Below are 20742 nucleotides of genomic sequence, written 5' to 3'. Positions count from 1 at the left end.
ACTCCTTGCCGGGGAAACGAAAGGGCGCCGACGATGCCGCCGCGCGGCACGCGGGCCGCGCAGGCAGCAAGGCCGGACGTCGCCGGCGCGGCCAGCGGCCGTGCCGTGACAGTACGCGGACCCATGTGAAGAGCGTGCGCGCTACGATCGGCGTTCCGCCGCCGGAGTCCCGCCATGCCCGTGTCGATCCGCACCGCCAGCCCCGCCGATGTCGCCGACCTGGCGGCGTGGAACGCCGCGATGGCGTGGGAGACCGAACACAAGCTACTGGACCCCGAACGCTTGCGCCGCGGCGTCGGCGCGGTGCTGGAACAGCCGCAGAGGGGCTTCTATCTGGTCGCCGAAATGGACGGCACGGCGGTGGGCGGCCTGCTGGTGACCTATGAGTGGAGCGACTGGCGCTGCGGCGATTTCTGGTGGATCCAGAGCGTGTACGTGGTGCCCGCCGCGCGTCGCAGCGGCGTCTTCCGCGCGCTGCATGCCGCCGTGGCGGAGCGCGCGCGCGATGCCGGCGCGGTCGGCCTGAGGCTGTACGTGGAAACGGAGAACGCGCGCGCGCAGGCCACTTACGAAGGCCTCGGCATGCAGCGCTGCCATTACTTCATGTACGAGGCATCGCTGGTCGATCCCGACCGCTCGCGCTGAGCGTCGCCCGCGCCGAGGGCGGAGTCGACGCGCGGACGCGAACGGCCGGCACCGCGCGCTTTACGAGCCGGCGGCCCGGGCGGGTTCGGCGAGCAGTTTCTCGAATTCGGCGACCGGAAGTGCCGCGGCGAACAGGAAGCCCTGCAGTTCGGCGCAGCCGGCCTGGCGCAGGAACGCGGCTTGCGCGTCCGTCTCCACCCCTTCGGCGACCACCAGCTTGTCCAGCCGCTGGGCCATGGCGATGATCGCGCTGGTGATGGTGGCGGTGTCGGCGTCGCCGATCACGTCGCGCACGAACACGCGGTCGATCTTCAGCGTGTCGATCGGGAAGTGCTTTAGGTAGGACAGGCTGCAATAGCCGGTGCCGAAATCGTCCAGCGACAGGCGCACGCCGCGCTGGCGGATACGTTGCAGCAGGCTGCCGGTGACATCGCCGCCGGACATCATCATGCGTTCGGTCAGTTCCAGTTCGAGCAGGCCGGGGTCGAGTCCGCTGTCGGCCAGGGCATCGTCCAGCCAGTCGGGAAAATCGACGTGCTGGAACTGCACCGGCGAGACGTTGACCGAGACCGGGATGCGGTACCCCTGCTGCTGCCATGCGCGCGCCTGCCGGCACGCCTGGCGCAGCACCCAGGTGCCGATCGGCAGGATCAGGCCGGTGTCCTCGGCGACCGGGATGAACTGGTCGGGCTTGTACAGCTCGCGTCCGCGCACGTGCCAGCGCAGCAGGGCCTCGGCACCCACGATCTGCCCGCTGGAGGCCGCGATGCGCGGCTGGTAGTGCAGGCTCAGCTGGCCGCGCGGCAAGGCCTGGCGCAGCGCCGACTCGATGCTGCGGCGGGCGCGCGCGCGCTCATCCATCGAGGCGGTGAAGAAGCGGCAGCCGTGCACGCCCTGGCTGCGCAGCGCGACCAGCGCGGTCTCGGCATGCTGCAGCAGGGTTTCCGGGTCCAGCGCATCGTCGGGATAGACGCTGATGCCGATGCCCAGATGCAGGCCCAGCGCATGCAGGCCGTCCACCCGGGTCTGCTCGCCCTGGTCGATCAGGGCGCGCGCCAGGCTGGCCGCTTCGCTGGTGCTGTCCAGCGCGGAGAGCACCACCACGAACTCGTCGCCGCCATAGCGCAGCAGCTGCGCCTCGGCAGGCAGGCGGCGCTGCAGCTGCGCCACGAACGCGCGCAGTACGCTGTCGCCGGCAGCCTGTCCGTGCTGGTCGTTGATCTGCTTGAACTGGTGGATGTCGATGTACAGCAGCGCCACGCGCTGCTGCCGGCGCCGCGCATTGGCCAGCGCCTGGGTCAGGTGGTCCTGCAACTGGCTGCGGTTCGGCAGGCCGGTGAGCGTGTCGTGCTGGGTCAGGTGCACCAGCTTGAGCGCGAAGGCGCGCGTTTCGCTGACATCGTGGAACACCAGCACGCCGCCGACCACGTTGCCGGCGTGGTCGTGGATCGGCGCGGAGGAGTCCTCCACCGGCGTGTCGAAACCGTGGCGATGGCGCAGCAGGGTGCGGCCGGCCAGGTCGGCGATGGTGTTGCTGTCGATCGCGGTGCGCAGCGGGTTGGCCACCGGCCGGCCGTCGACGGCGTCGAACAGCTGGAACACCGCCTCCACCGGCAGGCCCTGCGCCTCGGCGCTGCGCCAGCCGGTCATCGCCTCGGCAATCGGGTTGAGCGAGCGGATGCGCGACTGCGGATCGGTGATGATGACCGCGTCGCCGATCGAGCGCAGGGTCACCTCGGCCAGCTCGCGCTCGCGCTGCAGCGCGTCCTCGAATGCCTTGCGCTGGCTGATGTCCTGCGCCTGCGACACGAAGTACAGCGGCGCGCCCTCCTCGTCGCGCACCAGCGACACGGCCAGCTGCAGGTGCACCACGTGGCCGTCCTTGTGCAGGTTGCGCTTTTCCAGCTGGTAGTTTTCGCGCTGGCCGGAGAGCAGCTGCAGCATCTGCTCGGCATCGGCGGCCATGTCGTCCGGATGGGTGACGTCGGCCACGCCGAGGGTGAGCAGTTCCTCCTCGGTGTAGCCGAGCATGTGGCACACCGCGGCGTTGACGCGCAGGAAGCGCCCGCCCGGCCCGGTCAGCGCCATGCCGATCGCGGCATGCTGGAAGGCGCTGAAGAAGCGCCGCTCGCTTTCATGCAGGCGCAGCTCCAGCTCGCGCCGCTCGGTGATGTCGACCAGCGCGGTGAACACGCCGCGCACGCGGCCGTCTTCGTCGAAATCGGGCGCGAAGTTGCCGTGCGCGTAGCGCCGCTCGCGACCGTTGAACAGCTCGCCCTCGTAGCTGGAGGGGTGGCCCGCGTAGGCCTGCTCCAGCGCCGCACGGGAGCGTTCGTAGTTGGCCTCGCCGATCACTTCGACCAGGCGCTTGCCGATCAGCTGCGCCGGGTCGACGCCGAGCCAGCGCCGATGGGTGTCGTTGACGTGGCCGAAGCGCTGGTCGAGATCGAGCCAGGTGAGCAGCACGGGGGCGCCATGCCACAGCCGTTGCGGCCCATGCGATCCCCCTGTCGGTGTCGGTACTCCCTCGGCTTGCTTCGGCGGCCGCATGGTGTTTCCGTCAGCTGGAGCGCGCCCCCTTATCAGCGCCACGCCATCATGCGCCGACCGTTCGCCGCCGCACAACTGCTGCCGGCCAGGAAAATGTCCGGGCCGGCCGGCACGCGCGTGTCATCCGCTCAGGGCGCGCCGAGGGCGCCGGCCGCATCCAGCACCACCTGGCCGCGGGTGTCGAGTTCGGCGGCGGTGCCGTATTGCGCGGCGAGCTGCTGCAGCAACGGGCCCAGCGCCTGCGGCTGCAGCGGATAGCCGTGCGCCAGCATGCGCGGCGCGCCGTCGGGCCGCGGCTGCGCCACGCTGACCGCCACCACGCCCAGCCCCGGCGCCTCGTGCGCGAACAAGCGCGGCGCGGGCGCGGAGGCCGGAGCGTCGGCGAGTTGTTCCAGCAGATAACCCGCGCCGGCGGCGACCGCCGGCGACGACTGCAGCCGCAGCGGCAACTGGTGCGCCTCCAGCAGCGCGGCGTACTGGCGCAGCTCGAACACGATGCCGGCGAAATCGTGCGCGCGCTGCGCCGCGTCGGTGCGCTGCGCGGCCAGCCATTGCGCCGGCGGCTGCGCCCACACGATGCCGTCGGCGTAGCGCAGCGCCAGCCCGCGCGCGCTCATCGTCGTCTCGGGCTGCTCCGGGGTGAGCAAAGCCGCTTCCAGCAGCGACCACAGCGGCGCCAGGTTGGCGTGTTCGTACTGCACGCAGGTCAGCGCGAGCAGGTCGTTGCGGCTGAGGTAGCGCAGGTGTTCGAGGCGGATGCCCAGCGTGCGCATCAGCCAGTCGGCGGTGGCCGCGCCGGCCTCGCCGCGGCCGACCAGCTGGATCTCCAGCTGGGTGGCGAGTTCGTCGGCGGCCTCCGGACTGACCAGCAGGCTGAGCGGCAGCAGCCGCATCGGGCCGCCGGCGTACGCCGACGAGGGTTGCAGCACGGGCGCCGGCATCACGCCGTCGTGGCTGCCGAAGGCGACCACGTGCTCCAGCGTGCCGCGCGGCAGCCGGCGCGCCAGGTCGTCCAGCGTCGCCCACACCGGGAAACCGGGGCGCAGCAGTTCGACCTGGTCGAACAGCGCCCCGGCCAGCGCCAGCCGTGCCCCGGCGACCTGCGGCACCAGGCCGAGCAGGTCGGTCGCCACGTGCTGCGCCAGTTCGGCGGCCGCGTCGCGGGTGAGGGTGGTCGCCGGCGCCGGTTGTCCGGTCACCGGTTCGAGGGCCAGCAGCACCGGCAGGGCGTGCAATGTTTGCGCTTCCACGATGGATCCATCTTGCAGCGGGAAAACATGCATTCTACCGCCGCGCCGCGAACGACCTGCCGCACGGTGCTGAACAAACCGCCACGCCGGCGGCCATCCGGGCTTTCGCCCGGCGGCATGGCGGGTTAGCCTTGAAGCCATTCGTGTGATGGATCGTTCAGGGCATGGAAAACACGCACAGGCGCGTCGGCGTGATCGGCGGCGTACGCATCCCGTTCTGTCGCAACAACACTGCCTATGCCGACGTGGGCAACTTCGGCATGTCGGTGAAGGTGCTCGGCGCCCTGGTCGAGCGCTTTGGCCTGCACGGCGTGGAGCTGGGCGAAGTGGCCGCCGGCGCGGTGATCAAGCACAGCGCCGACTGGAACCTGGCGCGCGAGGCGGTGCTCAGCTCCGGGCTGGCACCGACCACGCCGGGCATCACCACCGCGCGCGCCTGCGGCACGTCGCTGGACAACACCATCATCATCGCCAACAAGATCGCCTGCGGGCAGATCGAGGCCGGCATCGCCGCCGGCTCGGACACCACCAGCGACGTGCCGATCGTGTACGGCCGCCGCCTGCGCCGCCGCCTGCTCGCGATGAATCGGGCCAAGACCCCGCTGGAGAAGTTCAAGGCCGCCACGCGCGGCTTCTCGCTCCGCGAGCTGAAGCCTTCGTTCCCCGGCGTGGCCGAGCCGCGCACCGGCAAGTCGATGGGCGATCACTGCGAGCAGATGGCCAGGCAGTGGCAGGTCAGCCGCGAGGCACAGGACCGGCTGGCGCTGGACAGCCACCACAAGCTCGCCGCCGCCTACGAGGCAGGTTTCTTCGACGATCTGCTGGTGCCGTTCCGCGGGCTCAAGCGCGACGGCTTCCTGCGCCCGGACACCACGCTGGAGAAACTCGCCACGCTGAAGCCGGCGTTCGACAAGCGCTCCGGCCACGGCACGCTCACCGCGGGCAATTCCACCGGCCTGTCCGACGGCGCCGCCGCGGTGCTGCTGGGCAGCGAGGCGTGGGCCGCGCAGCGCGGGCTGAAAATCCAGGCCTATCTGCGCGACGCCGAAGTCGCCGCGGTGGATTACGTGCACGGCGAAGGCCTGCTGATGGCGCCGACCATCGCGGTGCCGCGCATGCTGGCGCGGCACGGGCTGAGCCTGCAGGACTTCGATTTCTACGAGATCCACGAGGCATTCGCCGCGCAGGTGCTGTGCACGCTGCGCGCGTGGGAGTCGGCCGATTACTGCAGGAACCGGCTCGGGCTGGATGCGCCGCTGGGCGCGATCGACCCGGCCAAACTCAACGTGCACGGCTCCAGCCTCGCCGTGGGCCACCCGTTCGCCGCCACCGGCGCGCGCATCGTGGCGACGCTGGCCAAGCTGCTGGAACAGAAAGGCTCCGGTCGCGGGCTGATCTCGATCTGCACCGCCGGCGGCATGGGCGTCACCGCGATCCTCGAGCGGCCGTAGCACGGTCATGTTGCGACTGCGCACCACCACCGGCCTCAGCGTCCTGGCCCTGGCCATCGGCATTGCCGGCACCGGCTGGCTCAGCACGCTGACCGCCAGCTGGCCCGATGCGCCGCGCGGCATCGCCGCGTCACACGATGGCCCGGCGTCGGCCCGCCCGCTGCGGCACCGTCGCCATGCGGTCGTGCCGGCCGTGCGCCAGCGCGCCCTGCCGGCGGAGACTGGCGTGGACATCGCGCAAGCTGCGGCGGCGCCCCCGCCGACACGCCTGCAGCCGCTGGCCACGCCAGCCGCGGCCGAACGCTGGGACGATGTGCGCGGCCATCTGGACGGCCAATTGACCGTGCAACTGCGGGTGGATGGCGAAGGTCGCGTGCTGCACGCGCGCGTGGTCGCCTCCAGCGGCGATCCGATCCTCGACGCGCACGCCTTGCGCAGCGTGCAAGGCTGGCGTTTCGCGGTGCCGCCGGGACATCCGGACGGCCTCAGCGGCGAGCTGCCGATGCGCTTCTCCTCGCAGGACGGCCGCGTCGGCATGCTGTAACGGCGGCATCGCCACGGGTGACCTCTCACCTATATATCTGAACTCCGTCGTCTGCTAATGTCCCGGGCCGGCTCCCCCTGCCCAGGCTCCCCTCGTGCCCCGCGACCTGCTCCGCTTCTCGCCGACCCTGCGCCTGCGCGCGTTGCCAGCGCTGCTGGGACTGATCCTCGCCGGCTGCGCGGTCGGCCCGGACTACCACCGCCCGGATGCGCCGCCGGTGGACCGCTATACGGCGCAGCCGCTGCCCGCCGGCACCGCCAGCGTGGCCGGCGCAGCACAGCGTTTCGTCGTCGACGCGGCAGTGCCCGAGCACTGGTGGACCACGTTCGGCAATGCCGAGCTCGACCGCCGGGTGGACACCGCCCTGCGCCACAGCCCGTCGCTGGCCGCGGCCCAGGCCGCCTTGCGCCAGGCGCAGGAGAACGCCCGCGCCGCCGGCGCGGTGCGCTTTCCGGCGGTGGATGCGAACGCCGGCGTCACCCGCCAGAAGCAATCCGGCGCCGCGTTCGGCGACACTTTCGCCTTCGCGCCGCTGACCGTGTACAACGCCGGCGTCAGCGTCAGCTACGGCATCGACCTGTTCGGCGGCACCCGCCGCGGCATCGAGGCGCAGGCGGCGCTGGCCGACGTGCAGCAGGCGCAGGCCGATGCCACCTGGCTGACGCTCGCCGCCAACGTGGTCACCGCTTCGCTGCAGGAGGCGTCGCTGCGCGAGCAGGTGCGCGCCACCGAGGCGATCGCCGACAGCCAGCGCGACAGCGTGCGCATTGCCGAGCGCCAGCAGCAGATCGGCGCGACCTCGCTGGCCGCCACGCTGGCCGCACGCAGCGAGCTGGCCGCCACCGAGGCCACCTTGCCGCCATTGCGCGCACGCCTCGCCGCCACCCGCAACCAGCTGGCCACCTATCTGGGCAGCACGCCGGCGCAACTGGAGTTGTCGCCGCTGCCGCTGGACGCGATCGCGCTGCCGCGCGACATCCCGGTCAGCCTGCCTTCGCGGCTGGTGGCGCAGCGGCCGGACATCCGCGCCGCCTCGGCGCAACTGCATGCGGCCACGGCGCGGGTCGGCGTGGCCACCGCGGCGATGCTGCCGCAGATCACTCTCTCCGGCAGCGCCGGTTCGCAGACGGCGCATGTCGGCGAGCTGTTCTCCGCCGGCAGCCGCGCCTGGTCGCTGGGGCTGGGGCTGACCCAGCCGCTGTTCCACGGCGGCGAACTGCGCCACCGCAAGCGCGCCGCCGAAGCCGGCCTGGACAAGGCGCTGGCCGACTGGCAGCAGACCGTGCTGGTGGCGTTCCAGAACGTGGCCGATGCGCTGCAGGCGCTGCAATACGACGCCGACGGCCTGGCCGCCCAGCTCGCCGCCGAGGACGCCGCCGCGCAGCGGCTGGCGCTGGCCCAGCGGCAGTACCGGGTCGGCGCCAGCGGCTATCTCGACCTGCTGCAGGCGCAGCGTGACCACCAGCGCGCGCGCATCGCGCTGATCCAGGCACGCACCGCGCGGCTGGCCGATACCGCTGCGCTGTATGCCGCGCTCGGCGGCAGCTGGCGCGGTGACGCCAGCACCGAGGCAGCCATCCAGAAGCCATAGCGTTATCTACGAGTGCGGACAGGATGTCCGCTCTTTGATCTTTGGCGATCAGGGAGGATCGCATCAATCAATGCCCACCCACAGGAGCCCGCGCATGCCCACGCGCGTTGACAACAAACCCGGCACCACCAAACGCATGCTCTGGATGATCGGCGGCGTGCTGCTGCTGATCGCGTTGATCGTCGGCATCAAGGTGCTGCTGGTGATGCGCATGATCCACTCGATGCCGCAACCGGCGCCGGCCACGGTCAGCACCACCACCGTCCGCGAGCAGCCGTGGCAGCCCGCGCTGAACGCGGTCGGCACGCTGCGCGCGGCGCAGGGCGCGGAGCTGGCGATGGATGCCTCCGGCCTGGTCACCGCGGTGCCGCTGAAATCCGGCCAGGACGTCAAGCAGGGCCAGCTGTTGCTGCAGCTGCGCGACGGCGACGAGGCGGCCAAGCTGGAGCAGCTGCAGGCGACGGCGAAGCTGTCGCAGCTGACCTTCGAGCGCGCGCGCCAGCAACTGGCGGCGCAGGCAATCAGCCAGGCCGACTACGACCGCGCCGCGGCCGAGCTCAAGGCCAACCAGGCCGCAGTGGCGCAGCAGCAGGTGATCGTGGCGAAGAAACAGTTGCGCGCGCCGTTCGCCGGTCGTGCCGGCATCATCACGATCAGTCCGGGCGACTACGTGAGCGCCGGCGCCACGCTGGTGACGCTGCAGCAGCTCGACCCGCTGTTCGTCGACTTCCACGTGCCGCAGAGCGAACTGGGCCGGTTGCAGGTCGGGCAGTCGCTGCACCTGAACCTGGATGCCTACGAAGGGCGCCAGTTCGACGGCAAGCTCACCGCGATCAGCCCCAAGGTCGACCCCGGCACCCGCAACGTGCAGGTGGAGGCCAGCGTGCCGAACCACGACAAGACGCTGAGCCCGGGCATGTTCGCCCGGCTGGCGGTCGACGTCGGCCAGCGCCAGCCGCGGCTGACCCTGCCGCAGGCGGCGATCGTCTACAACCCGTACGGCGACACCGTCTACGTGGTGCATCCATCCAAGGGCAAGGACGCGCAGGGCCATCCGCTGCCGCCGACGGTGCAACAGACCTTCGTCACCGTGGGCGAGACCCGCGGCGACCAGGTGGCGATCCTCAAGGGCCTCGACGCCGGTACCGAGGTGGTGACCAGCGGCCAGGTGAAGCTGAAGAACGATGCGCCGATCAAGGTCGACAACCGGGTGCAACCGGCCGACAGCGCGCATCCCACGCCGCAGGAACACTGAGCCGCCACGATGAAATTCACCGACTCGTTCATCAACAAGCCGGTGCTGGCGATCGTCGTCAGCCTGCTGATCCTGGTGCTGGGCATCCGCGCAGTCAGCAGCCTCAGCGTGCGCCAGTACCCGGAGACGCAGAACGCCACGGTCACCGTCACCACCGCCTACTACGGCGCCGACGCGGCGACCATGGCCGGCTTCATCACCCAGCCGCTGGAGCAGGCGATCTCGCAGGCGCAGGGCATCGACTACCTGTCCTCCAGCAGCGTGTCGGGCGTGTCCACCATCACCGCCACGCTGCGCCTCAACTACGACGCCAACCGCGCGCTGACCGAGATCACCACCCAGGTCAATTCGGTGAAGAACCAGCTGCCGCCGCAGGCGCAGCAGCCGGTGCTGAACGTGCAGACCGGCGAGACGGTCGACGCGATGTACATCGGCTTCTACAGCGACGTGCTGCCGACCAACAACATCACCGACTACCTCGCGCGCGTGGTCAAGCCGAAGCTGGACGCGCTCGACGGCGTGCAGACCGCCGAGCTGCTCGGCGCGCGCCAGTTCGCGCTGCGCGCGTGGCTGGACCCGGCCAGGATGGCCGCGGTCGGCGTCACCGCCAGCGACGTCAACGCCGCGCTGGCGGCCAACAACTATCTCGCCGCGGTCGGCTCCAGCAAGGGCCAGGCGGTGACGGTGGACCTGACCACCGACAGCAGCCTGCACACGGTGGATGAATTCAAGCAGCTGGTGGTGCGCCAGTCCGGCGGCGCGATCGTGCGGCTGCAGGATGTGGCCACGGTGTCGCTGGGCTCGGAGAACTACGACTTCAACGTGGCCTTCAACGGCAAGCGTTCGGTGTTCATCGGCATCAAGGTGGCGCCGGACGCCAACGTGCTGGACGTGGCCCAGCGCGTGCGCGATGCGTTCCCCGAGATCCAGCACCAGTTGCCGAGCGGGCTGACCGGCAAGATCGTCTACGACGGCACCGACTTCGTGAACAGCTCGATCAACGAGGTCATCAAGACCCTGATCGAGGCGCTGGTGATCGTCACCCTGGTGATCTTCCTGTTCCTGGGCAGCCTGCGCGCGGTGATCATCCCGGTGATCGCGATGCCGCTGGCGCTGATCGGCGCGTTCTTCGTCATGCTGGTGCTGGGCTATTCGATCAACCTGCTGACCCTGCTGGCGCTGGTGCTGGCGATCGGCCTGGTGGTGGACGACGCGATCATCGTGGTGGAGAACGTCGACCGCCACATGAAGGAGGAAGGCAAGACCCCGCTGCAGGCCGCACTGCTGGCCGCACGCGAGCTGGGCGGGCCGATCCTGGCGATGACCGTGGTGCTGATCGCGGTGTACGTGCCGATCGGCTTTCAGAAGGGCCTCACCGGCGCGCTGTTCAGCGAGTTCGCGTTCACCCTCGCCGGCGCGGTGACCGTGTCGGCGATCGTGGCGCTGACGCTGTCGCCGATGCTGACCTCGCGCTTCTTCACGAGCGGGCAGGAAGGCGGTCGCTTCGTGCAGTTCATCGACCGCCAGTTCGACCGCGTGCACCACGGCTACCAGCGCGTGCTGCACAACGTGCTGTCGACCTGGGTGGTGGTGATCGTGATGGCCGGCCTGCTGCTGCTGGCCACGGTGGCGCTGGGCGTCACTGCGCAATCGGAACTGGCGCCGGAGGAGGACCAGGGCGTGGTGGTGGGCCAGATCGTCGGCGCGCCGAACGCCACCGCCGAGCAGATGAACGTGTACGCCACCCAGATGTTCGAGCTGGCCAAGGAATTGCCCGAGTACGAGCAGATGTTCCAGCTGACCGGCGTGCCGACGGTGAACCAGGGCATCGGCGGCGTGCTGTTCAAGCCGTGGGACCAGCGCCACCGCGGCGCGCACGAGTTGCAGCAGGAGCTGCAGGCGAAGTGGAACGGCATCGCCGGCGCGCAGGTGGCGGCGTTCCAGTTTCCGCCGCTGCCCGGCGCGCAGGGCCTGCCGATCCAGGTGGTGATCACCACCACCGAACCGTTCGCCAACCTCAACGAGGTCGCCAGCGCGGTGCTGGCCAAGGCCCAGGCCAGCGGCAAGTTCTACTTCATCGACTCGGACCTCAAGGTGGACAAGCCGCAGGCCACGGTGAACCTGGACCGCGACCTGATCGCCGCGCTGGGCCTGACCCAGGCCGACGTCGGCGCCGCGCTGGGCTCGGCGCTGGGCGGCGGCTACGTCAACTACTTCTCCATCGCCGGGCGTTCGTACCGGGTGATCCCGCAGGTGCTGCAGGCCGACCGGCTGAATCCGGAGCAGGTGCTGGACTACTACCTGCGCGTGCCGGACGGCTCGGTGATCCAGGCCGGCACCGTGGCCAAGGTCACCCATGAGGTGGTGCCGCAGTCGCTGAACCGCTTCCAGCAGCTGAACTCGGCCACCATCTCGGGCGTGTCGGGCATGTCGCAGGGCGACGCGCTGACCTACCTGCGCGACCTGGTGCACGAGGTGGCGCCGAGCGGCTACAACGTGGACTACGCCGGCCAGTCGCGCCAGTTCATGCAGGAATCCGGCGGCTTCGGCGGCACCCTGCTGTTCGCCGTCATCATCGTGTTCCTGGCGCTGGCGGCGCAGTTCAACAGCTTGCGCGACCCGGTGGTGATCCTGGTCTCGGTGCCGCTGGCGCTGTTCGGGGCGCTGATCTTCGTCAACCTGTTCACCAGCCTCAACATCTACACCGAGGTGGGCCTGGTCACCCTGATGGGCCTGATCAGCAAGCACGGCATCCTGATCGTGCAGTTCGCCAACGACTCGCAGCGCGCCGGCAGGTCCAAGCGCGAGGCGATCGAGCACGCCGCGGCGGTGCGCCTGCGGCCGATCCTGATGACCACCGCGGCGATGGTGCTCGGCGTGATGCCGCTGGTGATCGCCGCCGGCGCCGGCGCCGCGGGCCGCTTCAACATGGGCCTGGTGATCTCCACCGGCCTGGCCATCGGCACCGTGTTCACCCTGTTCGTGGTGCCCGCGTTCTACATGCTGCTGGCGGCGGACCACCATGCGGGCAAGGACGGGTCGGTGGCGGTGGCATGAGCGGTGATCCCGCCGCCGGGTGAAATGCGATTCCCGCACCCGGCAAACAAAAAGGCGCGGTCACCCGCGCCTTTTTGCTGCCTGTCGTGCTGCCTCAGTTGCGCGACTGCAGCTTCGACAGCAACCGCAGCAGTTCCAGGTACAGCCACACCAGGGTCACCACCAAGGCGAAGGCGCCGTACCACTCCATGTATTTCGGTGCGCGGGCATGCACGCCCTGCTCGATCATGTCGAAGTCGAGGATCAGGTTGAGCGCGGCGATCACCACCACCACGCCGCTGAAGGCGATGCCCAGGCCGCTGGAGCCGTTGATGAAGCCCATCGAATGGCCGAAGAAGCCCATCACGAAGTTGGCCAGGTACAGCAGCATGATGCCGCCGGTGGCCGCGACGATGCCGAGCTTGAACTTCTCGGTGGCGCGGATCAGCCCGCTCCGATAGGCCAGCAGCATCGCCGCCATCACGCCGAAGGTCAGCCCCACCGCCTGCATCACGATGCCCGGGTAGCGCATCTCGAAGATCGCCGACAACGCGCCGATGAAGACGCCCTCCACCAGCGCGTACAACGGCGCGGTGACCGGCGCCCAGGTTTTCTTGAACACGGTGACCAGGGCCAGGATCAGGCCGCCGATGGCGCCGCCGATCATCAGCGGGCCCATCGTCGGCAGGCTCTCCGCACCGTTGAACTGGCCCCAGCTGAAGGCCGCGCCGACGATGGCGAGGATCAGCAGCAGGCCGGTCTTGTTGACCGTGCCGTTGAGAGTCATCACCTCGTCGCCATGCGACACCACCGCACCGCTGGCGGCGTCGAGGAAGGTGTTCTTGTTGAGTGCCGGATTACCGCTTTGCATGATGAACTCCGAGGGGTTTGTCGACATCGTAGCCGGCCCGCGACGACCGTGTCAGCCACCGCGCCCAAACGTCGCGGGCTGGCCACGCCGCACCGGGCCGGTCAACTACAATGGGACCTTGCCGAACGTCGCGGAGTTCCAATGAACCCTTCCACCTTGCGCATCGCCACCCGCAAGAGCGCGCTGGCGCTGTGGCAGGCCGAACACGTCGCCGCGCTGCTGCGCGCGGCGCACCCCGGCTTGGGCGTGGAGCTGGTGCCGCTGTCCACCCGCGGCGACGAGATCCTCGACCAGCCGCTGGCCACCATCGGCGGCAAGGGACTGTTCCTCAAGGAGCTGGAAGTGGCCATGCTGGAAGGCCGCGCCGAGCTGGCGGTGCACTCGCTGAAGGACGTGCCGGCCGATCTCGAGAGCGGCTTCACCCTGCCGGCCATCCTGCCCCGCGCCGACGCCGCCGACGCTTTCGTCAGCAACCACTACGCCGACCTCGCCGCGCTGCCGCGGGGCGCGCGGGTGGGCACCTCGTCGCTGCGCCGGCAGGCGCAACTGCGCGCGCTGCGGCCGGATCTGCAGCTGAGCGACCTGCGCGGCAACGTCGGCACCCGGCTGGGCAAGCTCGACGCCGGCCAGTACGACGCGATCGTGCTGGCCTGCGCCGGGCTGGAACGCCTCGGCCTGGCCTCGCGCATCGTCTCGCGACTGGCCGCGCCGGACTGGCTTCCCGCCCCGGGCCAGGCCGCCATCGCGATCGAGGCGCGCGACGAGCATCCGGCGGTGCTGGCCCTGCTCGCCGCGCTCGACGACGCCGACACGCGGCTCACGGTGAGCGCCGAGCGCGCGATGAACCGCGCCCTGGGCGGCAGCTGCACGGTGCCGGTCGGCGCCTGGTGCATGCGCAGCGACCACGGCTTGCACCTGCGCGGCCTCGTCGGCGACGCGGCCAGCGGCCAGCTGCTGCACGCCGAAGGCAGCGCGCCGGCGGATCAGGCCGAGGCACTCGGTCGACAGGTGGCGCAGGCGTTGCTCGCGCAAGGGGCGGGCAAACTGCTGGGGACGTGAGCCGACGCTGTCACGCTCCTGCAGTCCATGCGGCAGCGACCCACGGCGGGCAGTGCCCGCCACCGCCCGTGCGGGGGAGCGGCGGGCGGTGCCCGCCCTGCCACTGCCCATCCGGCGCTCAGAAGCTGTACACGAGATTCGTCGTGGTCAGCGTGTCGGTCTGCTTCACGCCCGGCTGCACGTCGCTGTTGTAGCGGACCTGGAAGCCCACTTTCAGGGCCAGCTTCTTGGTCATGCTGACGGCCAGGCCGGCGTCGTTCTGGATGTAGGTGTTCTTGGAGCCCGCTTCGGTGAGGAACGTGTCCTCGAAGGCGGTGTTGGCGCTGAGCTTGAACTTGTAGTTGACCAGGCCGCGGGCCACCACTTCGCCTTCGGTGGGCTGGCGCTGGGCGACCAGCACGTTGCCGACCAGCACCTGGGTGTCGGCGGGACGGTAGCGCTTGTAGCCGGGGCCGATTTCGAACGACAGCTCGTTGCGCTCGTCCTTCAGCGCGATATAGCCGTAGCCCAGCGAGACCGTGCCCTGCCACAGGTTGGCGCCGAAGTCGTCGTGCTCGTAGCGGGCCGCGCCGACGATGTAGCTGCGCGTGTCGAGCTTGAGGCCGACCGAGGCGCCGGCATCGTAGCGGTTGGCGGTGGTGTTGAACTGCTCGATCGTGTTGCCATTGGTGTCGACGATCTTCTGCTCGCTCTTGGAGCGCAGCGCGTCAACGAAGAAGTTGTTCTTCCACTGGTCGTTTTCCTGGCTCAGGCCCAGTTTGGCGTTGATGTTCTCCGAGCGCGAGTTGCCGGTGGACGAGGCGAAACCGAATTCGCCCGAACCGCTCCAGCCGCCGCGATTCTCCGTGTCCTGGGCGTGGGCGGCGAAGCTGGCGAAACCGGCCAGCAGCAGGCCGCCGATCAGGGTCTTGTTCATTGCCGAATATCCGTTTGTTAAAGTTTGGTAACAGCGTACCTTAGCCGGCCGTCTTGAACTCGCAGTGAATGCGCCGGCCCGGCGTGCGACTTGCAGCCATCCACGGCCGCCACCATGCTAGGACGTGCCCCGCCCGAGACGTGCCGAATGGATCGCTACGAACGGATATTGACGCTGCATCGCCTGCTGAAATCGGCGCACTATCCGGTGCCGTTGTCGCGCCTGATGGGCGAACTGGAATGCTCGCGCGCCACGCTGTATCGCGACGTGGCGTTCCTGCGCGATGCGCTGGGCGCGCCGATCGAGAGCGCCGGCACCGACCAGGCGGCATTCCGCTACGAAGCCGGCGAAGGCGAGAAGTTCGAGCTGCCCGGCCTGTGGCTGACCTCCGACGAGCTGGCCTCGCTGCTGGCGCTCAACGAACTGATCAGCCGCTCCGGCCCCGGCGTGCTCGCCGGCACGCTGGCGCCGTTCAAGGCGCGCATCGAGGGCCTGCTGTCGCACCAGGGCAGCGGCAAGGCGCTGCCGATCGAACGCATCCGGGTGATCCCGTGGGGCGAGCGCAAGCTCGACCAGCAAGTGTTCCGCGTGGTCGCCGGCGCGGTGCTCGAACGGCGCCAGCTGCGCTTCCGCTACCGCGCACGCACCACCAATGCCGACAGCCGCCGGCTGGTCTCGCCGCAGCGGCTGACCCACTACCGCGACAACTGGTACCTCGACGTGTGGGACCACGACCGCGAGGCGCTGCGCAGTTTCGCGGTGGACCGCATCGCCGAGGCGCAGGCGCAGGACGCACCCGCCCGCGACGTCACCGACAGCGAGCTCAACGAACTGCTCGCTTCCAGCTACGGCATTTTCGCCGGCAAGCCCAAGGCCTGGGCCACCATCCGCTTCTCCGCCCACGCCGCGCGCTGGGTTTCCGACGAGCACTGGCATTCGCAGCAGCAGGGCGAATGGCTGAGCGACGGCCGCTACGAGCTGAAGCTGCCCTACTCCAACTCGAAAGAGTTGTTGATGGACGTGCTCAAGTACGGCCCCGACGCGGAAGTGGTCGCCCCGTTGCCGCTGCGCGAGGAGATGAAGATCCTGCTGCAGCTGGCGCTGAGCGGATACGCTCGGCAATAACCGGAACATTCACTCCTCGGCGGCATCCGCACACCCCGAATGCACGAGGCGGCGACTCCCGCACGGCACGTTTGCCTCCTCTCCCCGGAGGGGAGAGGATTGAGGTGAGGGGAGGGCTCGCGTGAAAGTTCATCGGGGTCCGCTCCGAAGAAACATCGCTGGATCCGTGCACCCTCTCCCCAACCCTCTCCCAGAGGGAGAGGGAGCGAATGCAAGAAGCGCTTTGCTTTATCGAAACGGCCAGAACTGCGGGATCAACCACATCGACAGCGCGCAGAAGATGGCGATCAGCGGGATGCCGACCTTCATGAAGTCGGTGAAGCGGTAGCCGCCGGCGTAGTAGACCATGGTGTTGGTGGGGTAGCCGACCGGGGTGGCGAACGAGGTGGCGGCGGCGAAGGCGACCGCGACGACGAACGGGCGCGGGTCCACGTGCATGGCGTGGGCCACCGACACGGCGATGCCCACCATCAGCACCACCGAGGGGTTGTGGCCCATCAGTTCGGTGAGCAGGGCGGTCAGCAGGTAGACCATCAGCAGGCCGGCCAGCGGGCCGTGGTCGCCGACCACGCCCAGCCCCATCTGCACCAGCGTTTCCGACAGGCCGCTGCGCTCGATCGCGATGCCCAGCGGCAGGATCGCGCCGAGCAGGATGATGATCTTCCAGTCCACGCCCTCGTAGACGTCCTTGCGGCCGAAGCAGCCGGTGAGCGCCATCGCCACCGCGCCGCAGATCGCCGCGATCGGGATCGGCAGCCAGTGCAGGCCGGAGGCCACCACCACGCCGACCATGATCGCGGCGGCATACCACGCCTTGCGCGGAGTGCGGTGGGCTTCCTCGCGCTCGCTCAGCACGATGAAGGCCTCGTCGTTGCGCAGGTTGGACAACGCCTCGTCGTCGACCAGCACCAGCAGCACGTCACCCACCGCCAGGCTGACGTCGCTGAGCTTGTCGCGCAGCAGCTGGCCGCGCCGGTGGATCGCCAGCGCCACCGCGTCGTAGCGCCAGTGCAGGCCGGTTTCCTCCAGCTGGCGGCCTTCCATCGGGCTGGCCGGCGCGATCATCAGCTCCACCATCACCCGCGAGCGGGCATCGCCGGTGGCGTAACGGCGGTCCGGCGCGTTGCGCAGGCCGGCGCGGCGCTGGAAATCCTCGATCTTCCCCCAGTCGCCGCGCACCAGCAGCACGTCGCCGACGGCGATCTCCTGGCTGCGCGGCGACCACATGCGCCGCTCGCCGCGCAGCAGCTCCAGCGGGTAGACGCCGTAACGCTCGCCCAGCTTCGCATCGGCGATGCTGCCGCCGACCAGCGCGGACTGCTCGGTCACCTCCAGCTCGGTGACGTACTTGCCGATCTCCTCCTGCACCGGCAGCTGGGTGTCGATCTCGCGCGGCAGCAGCCAGCGGCCGACCAGCATCAGGTAGACAATGCCGACCACCGCCAGGATCACGCCCATGCGGGTGAACTCGAACACGCCGAACGCCTCCATCCCGTGCTTCTGCGCCAGCGTGTCGGCGAGCAGGTTGGAGGAGGTGCCGATCAGCGTGCACACGCCGCCCATCTGCGCGGCGTAGGCCATCGGCATCAGCACGCGGCCGGGCGAGGTGTGTGTGCGCTGGCACACGCGCAGCGCCAGCGGCAGGAAGGTGGCCACCAGCGCAATGTTCTTGACGAAGGCGCCCAGCGGCGCGATCGCCAGCATCAGCGCCAGGGTCAGCACCCACGGCCGCTTGATCCGCATCAGCCAGCGGCTCAGCGGATCGAGCGCGCCGGAGCGCTCGATGCCCAGGCTGAGCGCGAACATCGCCGCCACCGTCACCGTCGCCTCGTTGCTGAAGCCGCTGAGCGCCTCCACCGGCGTGACGATGCCCAGGATCACCAGCGTCGCCAGCACCAGCAGCGCGATCAGGTCGATGCGCAGCTTCTCGCTGGCGAACAGCGCCATCGCCAGCACGATCACCGCGACCGTGGCCCATGCCTGCCAGTTCATGCAGCGTGCCTCGGCGCGGGCAGGCGGGCGGGGCGGGGCGTCGCGGTGGGTCGGGATGGGGCCATGCAGGTTTCCGTGGAGTGTCGCCGTCGGCTTGCCGCCACGGCCCCGGTCATACTAACCCGCGCAGCTGTTCGCCCGCCGTCGCTGCCGGCTGGCCGCGGCGGCATCGACGATTCGTGATTGAATGTCGGCATGAATACCCACGAACCCGACGCGCCAGGCGAGCCGCAAGAACCAGCCGGCGAGCGCCAGCCCACCGTGGCGCTGGCGCTCGGCGCCGGCGGCGCCAAGGGGCTGGCGCACATCGGCGTGATCGAGGAAATCGAGGCGCAGGGTTTTCGCATCGTGGCGATCGCCGGCAGCTCGATGGGCGCGCTGATCGGCGGCATCCACGCGATGGGCAAGCTCGACGTCTACCGCGACTGGGTCAGCGCGCTGGCCCGTTTCGACGTGCTGCGACTGGTCGACTGGTCCTTTTCCGGCGGCGGCCTGATCAAGGGCGAGAAGATCATCGGCACGCTGCGCGGGCTGATCGGCGACACCCTGATCGAGGAGCTGCCGCTGGCGTTCACCGCGGTGGCTACCGACCTCGACCGCGGCCGCGAGGTATGGCTGGGCCGCGGCAATCTGTTCGAGGCCATCCGCGCCTCGATCGCCGTGCCGACCGTGTTCCGCCCGCACCACCTCAACGGCCACCGCATGGTCGACGGCGCCCTGCTCAACCCGGTGCCGGTCACGCCGCTGATCGGGGTGGAGGCGGATTATCTGTTCGCCGTCAGCGTGGACGGCCCGGTCGAGGCGGCCGTCGCGCCGGTGGAGGAGAGCGCCACCGGACAGGACCCTGGCTATCGCCACCGCATCGGCGAATTCATCAGCCGGCTGATGCCGCGCAGCGAGGAACCGCCGCGCGAGCCCGGTACCTTCGACACGCTGAACCAGGCGATGGACCTGATGCAGGCCAACCTGGCGCGGCTGCGCCTGGCCGCGTACGAGCCGGACCTGCTGATCACCCTGCCGCGCAACATCGCCAGCGTCTACGAGTTCTACCGCGCCCGCGAACTGATCGAGCGCGGTCGCCTGCAGACGCGCAAGGCGCTGGCCGAGTGGCCGCGCACGGGCACGCCGCTGCGCGCGACTTGAGCGGGCCGCACGGCACTTCGACTTCCCCGCTGCGCAAGGGCGGGGCCATGCTCAAGGCGGTCAGCGCGGCCCGTGCGTGTGCAGCCAGTGCTGCAGGTAGTCGCGCAGCACGAGGGCACCGTTGTGCTCCTCGTCGCGGGCGCTGTAGATCAGGGTGACCGGGTGCCGCGCGGAGCGCTCGGCCAGCGGTTGCCAGTATTCGGCCAGCTCGTCGAGTTCGCTGGCGTAGCGGTGGCGGAAGCCGTCCCAGCGCGCCGGATCGTGGCCGAACCATTTGCGCAGCGCCGTGGTCGGCGCCAGTTCCTTGGCCCACTGGTCCAGCGGCACCTCTTCCTTCTTCATGCCGCGCGGCCACAGCCGCTCCACCAGCACGCGATAACCATCCTCCCTGGCGGGCGCTTCGTACGCACGCTTGATCGCGAGGGCCATGGCGTTCTCCTGCAATGAAACAGGACAAGCATACGACCGCCGCGGCGACACCGCGTGATCGAGGTCAGAGTTCCTCGACTTCGGTCACCTTGCCCCGGCGCATCAGCCACGCCACGCCACGCAGGTCGGCCAGGCCGACCCACAGCCGGTCCAGCATGCCGTACTTGGACACGCCGGCGGTGCGCGGGCGATGGCCCACCGGCACGCTGGTGCTCCGGAAGCCGGCGCGCTTGACCAGCGCCGGCAGGTAGCGGTGCATGTGGTCGAAGTAGGGCAGGCGCAGGAACACCTCGCGCTCGAACAGCTTCAGGCCGCAGCCGGTGTCCGGCGTGGCGTCGCGCAGCATGCGCGAGCGCACCGCGTTGGCGACCTTCGAGGAGATGCGCTTGTTGAAACTGTCGCGGCGGGTGGTGCGCCAGCCGGCGAACAGCTTCACCTCGGCCGCCGCGGCGTCGCGCGCGGCGAGCAGCTTCGGGATGTCGGCCGGATCGTTCTGGCCGTCGCCGTCCAGCGTGGCGATCCAGCTGCCGCGCGCCGCGCGCACGCCGTTCCACACCGCCGTGCTCTGGCCGCTGCGGGTGACGTGATGCAGCACGCGCAACTCGGGATGCTGCGCCTTCTGCGCTTCGAGCACGGCGCGACTGTCGTCGGACGAATCGTCGTCGACGTAGATCACCTCGTAGTCGGCCGTGCCACGCAAGGCAGCCGCGATTTCGGCCAGCAGCGGCGGGATGTTGTCGCGCTCGTTGAACACGGGGACGACGACGGAAAGTTGCGGCATGGGGCTGGCCTTTCAGCGGAAACGGGCACCGCGCACGGCGGCGAACGCGCAGTTTAATGCCTGCCGGCACGGACCGTCGGCACCGGATGCGAAAACCGGGTGTA

Annotated in this window: 16 protein-coding genes; 9 read left to right on the top strand and 7 right to left on the bottom strand. The window is 69.8% G+C overall.

All coding sequences use genetic code 11. The features are described from left to right. Positions 1-174 precede the first annotated feature (174 nt). On the top strand, positions 175-645 hold the full coding sequence (locus tag ACFCQI_RS07550; protein WP_395120827.1) for a GNAT family N-acetyltransferase: 471 nt from the start codon (positions 175-177) through the stop codon (positions 643-645). Positions 646-705: 60 nt separating this feature from the next. Here ACFCQI_RS07550 and ACFCQI_RS07545 read toward each other — a convergent pair whose 3' ends face one another. After that, positions 706-3195, bottom strand: coding sequence for an EAL domain-containing protein (locus tag ACFCQI_RS07545; protein WP_395120826.1), 2490 nt, complete (start codon positions 3193-3195; stop codon positions 706-708). 128 nt (positions 3196-3323) lie between these two features. Then, positions 3324-4445, bottom strand: a complete 1122-nt coding sequence (locus ACFCQI_RS07540; RefSeq protein ID WP_395120825.1) for a hypothetical protein — start codon at positions 4443-4445, stop codon at positions 3324-3326. Between the two features lie 164 nt (positions 4446-4609). On the opposite strand from ACFCQI_RS07540, the gene ACFCQI_RS07535 reads away from it, so the two are divergent. The 5 genes from ACFCQI_RS07535 to ACFCQI_RS07515 all read left to right on the top strand — a co-directional run bounded on the left by ACFCQI_RS07535 (position 4610) and on the right by ACFCQI_RS07515 (position 12343). Next, the gene (locus ACFCQI_RS07535; RefSeq protein ID WP_395120824.1) at positions 4610-5896 is read left to right on the top strand and encodes an acetyl-CoA C-acetyltransferase; all 1287 of its coding nucleotides are present in this window, start codon (positions 4610-4612) and stop codon (positions 5894-5896) included. 7 nt (positions 5897-5903) lie between these two features. Continuing rightward, entirely contained in the window at positions 5904-6440 is a 537-nt protein-coding gene (locus ACFCQI_RS07530) for a TonB family protein (RefSeq protein ID WP_395120823.1), read from the top strand. 94 nt (positions 6441-6534) lie between these two features. Beyond that, positions 6535-8031: an efflux transporter outer membrane subunit gene (locus ACFCQI_RS07525; RefSeq protein ID WP_395120822.1), complete on the top strand. Its 1497-nt coding sequence runs from the start codon at positions 6535-6537 to the stop codon at positions 8029-8031. 94 nt (positions 8032-8125) lie between these two features. Beyond that, positions 8126-9286: an efflux RND transporter periplasmic adaptor subunit gene (locus ACFCQI_RS07520; protein ID WP_395120821.1), complete on the top strand. Its 1161-nt coding sequence runs from the start codon at positions 8126-8128 to the stop codon at positions 9284-9286. A gap of 9 nt (positions 9287-9295) precedes the next feature. Then, positions 9296-12343: an efflux RND transporter permease subunit gene (locus ACFCQI_RS07515; protein ID WP_395120820.1), complete on the top strand. Its 3048-nt coding sequence runs from the start codon at positions 9296-9298 to the stop codon at positions 12341-12343. Between the two features lie 94 nt (positions 12344-12437). Here the strand turns inward: ACFCQI_RS07515 and ACFCQI_RS07510 are convergent, their stop codons facing one another. Next, complete coding sequence (locus ACFCQI_RS07510; RefSeq protein WP_395120819.1) at positions 12438-13193, bottom strand: Bax inhibitor-1/YccA family protein; 756 nt, start codon at positions 13191-13193, stop codon at positions 12438-12440. 141 nt (positions 13194-13334) lie between these two features. Between ACFCQI_RS07510 and hemC the strand changes: the two genes are divergently transcribed. After that, positions 13335-14252 carry a hydroxymethylbilane synthase gene (gene hemC / locus ACFCQI_RS07505; protein ID WP_395120818.1) on the top strand — a complete coding sequence of 306 codons (918 nt, stop codon included), beginning with the start codon at positions 13335-13337 and terminating at the stop codon, positions 14250-14252. 118 nt (positions 14253-14370) lie between these two features. On the opposite strand, the gene ACFCQI_RS07500 is transcribed toward hemC, so the two are convergent. Further along, complete coding sequence (locus ACFCQI_RS07500) at positions 14371-15168, bottom strand: YdiY family protein (RefSeq protein WP_395120817.1); 798 nt, start codon at positions 15166-15168, stop codon at positions 14371-14373. A 147-nt stretch (positions 15169-15315) separates the two neighbouring features. Between ACFCQI_RS07500 and ACFCQI_RS07495 the strand changes: the two genes are divergently transcribed. Then, positions 15316-16293 carry a helix-turn-helix transcriptional regulator gene (locus ACFCQI_RS07495; RefSeq protein WP_395120816.1) on the top strand — a complete coding sequence of 326 codons (978 nt, stop codon included), beginning with the start codon at positions 15316-15318 and terminating at the stop codon, positions 16291-16293. A 228-nt stretch (positions 16294-16521) separates the two neighbouring features. On the opposite strand, the gene ACFCQI_RS07490 is transcribed toward ACFCQI_RS07495, so the two are convergent. Continuing rightward, on the bottom strand, positions 16522-18285 hold the full coding sequence (locus ACFCQI_RS07490) for an SLC13 family permease (protein WP_395120815.1): 1764 nt from the start codon (positions 18283-18285) through the stop codon (positions 16522-16524). 195 nt (positions 18286-18480) lie between these two features. Between ACFCQI_RS07490 and ACFCQI_RS07485 the strand changes: the two genes are divergently transcribed. Next, the gene (locus tag ACFCQI_RS07485; protein WP_395120814.1) at positions 18481-19428 is read left to right on the top strand and encodes a patatin-like phospholipase family protein; all 948 of its coding nucleotides are present in this window, start codon (positions 18481-18483) and stop codon (positions 19426-19428) included. A gap of 60 nt (positions 19429-19488) precedes the next feature. Here ACFCQI_RS07485 and ACFCQI_RS07480 read toward each other — a convergent pair whose 3' ends face one another. Beyond that, the gene (locus ACFCQI_RS07480; RefSeq protein WP_395120813.1) at positions 19489-19857 is read right to left on the bottom strand and encodes a DUF488 domain-containing protein; all 369 of its coding nucleotides are present in this window, start codon (positions 19855-19857) and stop codon (positions 19489-19491) included. A 64-nt stretch (positions 19858-19921) separates the two neighbouring features. After that, positions 19922-20638, bottom strand: a complete 717-nt coding sequence (locus ACFCQI_RS07475; RefSeq protein WP_395120812.1) for a glycosyltransferase — start codon at positions 20636-20638, stop codon at positions 19922-19924. Between the last annotated feature and the right edge of the window lie 104 nt (positions 20639-20742).

The sequence above is a fragment of the Rhodanobacter sp. FW102-FHT14D06 genome, assembly GCF_043950705.1.
Taxonomy (GTDB): Bacteria; Pseudomonadota; Gammaproteobacteria; order Xanthomonadales; family Rhodanobacteraceae; genus Rhodanobacter.
Note: the sequence above shows the minus strand (reverse complement) of the source record. Positions and strands in the feature narration are given on the sequence as shown.

Bases quoted from the DNA above. Each gene is read 5' to 3' on its own strand.
- ACFCQI_RS07550 (WP_395120827.1), top strand. From the start codon at position 175: ATGCCCGTGTCGATCCGCACCGCCAGCCCCGCCGATGTCGCCGACCTG.
- ACFCQI_RS07545 (WP_395120826.1), bottom strand. From the start codon at position 3,195: ATGCGGCCGCCGAAGCAAGCCGAGGGAGTACCGACACCGACAGGGGGA.
- ACFCQI_RS07535 (WP_395120824.1), top strand. From the start codon at position 4,610: ATGGAAAACACGCACAGGCGCGTCGGCGTGATCGGCGGCGTACGCATC.
- ACFCQI_RS07530 (WP_395120823.1), top strand. From the start codon at position 5,904: ATGTTGCGACTGCGCACCACCACCGGCCTCAGCGTCCTGGCCCTGGCC.
- ACFCQI_RS07520 (WP_395120821.1), top strand. From the start codon at position 8,126: ATGCCCACGCGCGTTGACAACAAACCCGGCACCACCAAACGCATGCTC.
- ACFCQI_RS07515 (WP_395120820.1), top strand. From the start codon at position 9,296: ATGAAATTCACCGACTCGTTCATCAACAAGCCGGTGCTGGCGATCGTC.
- ACFCQI_RS07510 (WP_395120819.1), bottom strand. From the start codon at position 13,193: ATGCAAAGCGGTAATCCGGCACTCAACAAGAACACCTTCCTCGACGCC.
- hemC (WP_395120818.1), top strand. From the start codon at position 13,335: ATGAACCCTTCCACCTTGCGCATCGCCACCCGCAAGAGCGCGCTGGCG.
- ACFCQI_RS07500 (WP_395120817.1), bottom strand. From the start codon at position 15,168: ATGAACAAGACCCTGATCGGCGGCCTGCTGCTGGCCGGTTTCGCCAGC.
- ACFCQI_RS07495 (WP_395120816.1), top strand. From the start codon at position 15,316: ATGGATCGCTACGAACGGATATTGACGCTGCATCGCCTGCTGAAATCG.
- ACFCQI_RS07490 (WP_395120815.1), bottom strand. From the start codon at position 18,285: ATGAACTGGCAGGCATGGGCCACGGTCGCGGTGATCGTGCTGGCGATG.
- ACFCQI_RS07485 (WP_395120814.1), top strand. From the start codon at position 18,481: ATGAATACCCACGAACCCGACGCGCCAGGCGAGCCGCAAGAACCAGCC.
- ACFCQI_RS07480 (WP_395120813.1), bottom strand. From the start codon at position 19,857: ATGGCCCTCGCGATCAAGCGTGCGTACGAAGCGCCCGCCAGGGAGGAT.
- ACFCQI_RS07475 (WP_395120812.1), bottom strand. From the start codon at position 20,638: ATGCCGCAACTTTCCGTCGTCGTCCCCGTGTTCAACGAGCGCGACAAC.